The 1,887-nt window shown below is 73.0% G+C and carries 5 protein-coding genes; all 5 read left to right on the forward strand.

What is annotated here, in order from left to right; genetic code table 11:
• On the forward strand, positions 1–458 hold a 458-nt coding region (locus ACWEN3_RS46020; RefSeq protein ID WP_452984347.1), incomplete at its 5' end, for a NifU family protein.
• Positions 455–1,051: a DUF5947 family protein gene (locus ACWEN3_RS46025; protein ID WP_452984349.1), complete on the forward strand. Its 597-nt coding sequence runs from the start codon at positions 455–457 to the stop codon at positions 1,049–1,051. The genes ACWEN3_RS46020 and ACWEN3_RS46025, both read left to right, overlap by 4 nt.
• Positions 1,052–1,071: 20 nt before the next feature.
• Positions 1,072–1,278 (forward strand): hypothetical protein, encoded by a 207-nt coding sequence (locus ACWEN3_RS46030; RefSeq protein ID WP_452984351.1) that lies wholly within the window; start codon positions 1,072–1,074, stop codon positions 1,276–1,278.
• Positions 1,279–1,339: 61 nt separating this feature from the next.
• Complete coding sequence (locus tag ACWEN3_RS46035) at positions 1,340–1,489, forward strand: hypothetical protein (RefSeq protein ID WP_452984353.1); 150 nt, start codon at positions 1,340–1,342, stop codon at positions 1,487–1,489.
• A 7-nt stretch (positions 1,490–1,496) separates the two neighbouring features.
• Positions 1,497–1,887: hydrogenase maturation nickel metallochaperone HypA (hypA, locus tag ACWEN3_RS46040; protein WP_452984355.1), on the forward strand; the 391-nt coding region annotated here is incomplete at its 3' end.

A 1,887-nucleotide genomic window follows, 5' to 3' on the forward strand; every position in this document is an offset into this window, starting at 1 on the left:
GCCTACACCCCCGTGACCGGGGCGCGGGTCGACTGGGCCACGGACTCCGACAGCCCGACGGTGATCACCTTCGACGCGGTGCGCGGCTCGCCGACGACGAGCTGGTCGGGCATCTGCTGGTCCTGCACGAGATCCACCCGGACTCCCCGGAGCGCCGGGCCGCCCGCGCGGTCGAGAAGCTGCGGCCGGCGGTGCGCGAGCGCGGCGGCGACCTGGAGTGGGCCGGTGTCGACGGGCACGTGGCGCGGGTGCGGCTGGTCTCCGGCGGCGGATGCGGCTCCGGGTGCGGCGGCGGCTCCTCGGACATCGCCGAGGTCGTCCGGGCGGCCGTGCTGGCCGCCGCCCCCGAGCTGACCGGCGTGGAGACGCCGTCGGACACCGCCGGGCGCAGGACGGCTCCCGCGTTCGTACCGCTGAACACGATCAGGCGCCGGGCCGTGCCGCAGGAGGCGCGGTGACCGTGGACGGAGCACTCGCCCGGGTCATCCGTTCCACGGCCGACCGGGCGGCGACGGCGGATGTCGAGATCTGCGAGCTGTGCGCCGCCCGCGTCGCCGAGGAACACCCCCACCTGTACGACACCGCTGCCGCCGAGGTGCGCTGTGTGTGCGGCCCCTGCTCGGTGCTGTTCGCCGACGACGGGGCCGGCGAGGGCCGCTACCGGCTGGTGCCCCGGCGCCGGCTGCGGCTGCCGCCGGTCGACACGGCCGTGCTGGGCGTGCCGGTCGGTCTGGTGTTCTTCGTGCCGCGCTCCGACGGCACGGTCACGGCGCAGGGCCCGAGCCCGGCCGGGGCGATGAGCTGGGAGGTGGACCCGGAGGCATGGCAGCGGCTGGCCGCCGGCGTTCCCCGGCTCGCCGCCATGACACCCGACGTGGAGGCGCTGCTGGTGAACACCGTGCGCGGCCTCGACGAACACTGGATCGTGCCGGTCGACGACTGTTACCGGATGATCGCCCTGGTCCGCCGCGAGTGGCGGGGCCTCTCCGGTGGCGGCGAGGTCTGGCCGGCCGTAGAACAGTTCTTCAGGGGGCTGACCGAGCGGTCGTGAGACCCGGAAGGAGAACCGACATGGGCAGCATCCGAGTGGGCCGCCCCCAGGCGAAGCCCGACACGCCCAGCCATGTGCCCGGACTGCACCAGGGCAACAGGGGCCCGTACCAGCACCAGACCGGACACCACAAGGACGGCAGCTCCGACGCGCGCCGCTCCACCGGTGTCCACTGGAAGCGGCATGACGCGCTGATCAAGGACATGCCGAACATCTCGCCGGGATGAGGGAGCGAACAAAGTGACCGTCATGAACATGGGCACGAGAAGAAGGACCGCGCGAGCGGGGATGTCGGGACGTCAGCTGCTGATGGCACAGGCGGCGCTGGTCGGCAGCGTCGTCGTGGCCCTGTTCGTCAAGGAGCTGCCCGGAATCCTGCGCGAGTTGCGCATCTACCGGATGACCGGCGGCTTGCGCGCCGGCCGCCGCTACCCCTGAGCCGGCCGTGCACGAACTGTCGATCGCGACCGCGATCGTGGAACAGGCCGAGGAGATCGCCCGCGCGGACGGGTCGGACCGTGTGTCGTCCGTGACCGTCCGCGTGGGCGAGCTGGCCGGAGTCGTGCCGGACGCGTTGCACTTCGCCTTCGAGGTGGCTCGCGACGGCACGGCGCTGGCCGACGCGCGGCTCGTCGTGGAACCGGTGATCGCGCGGGCCTGGTGCGAGGCGTGTGCCAAGGAGTTCGCCGTCGGCATGCCGCCGTTCTTCTGGTGCCCGACCTGCGACCTGCCGTCACCGGATCTGCGCAGCGGACGCGAGCTGGCGAGTGCTTCGACGGCGTCGAACCGTGAACGCGGCCCCGCTGTCACCAGGGGGGCCGCCTTCACGCTTCGAC

It is taken from the genome of Streptomyces sp. NPDC004561 (assembly GCF_053602155.1).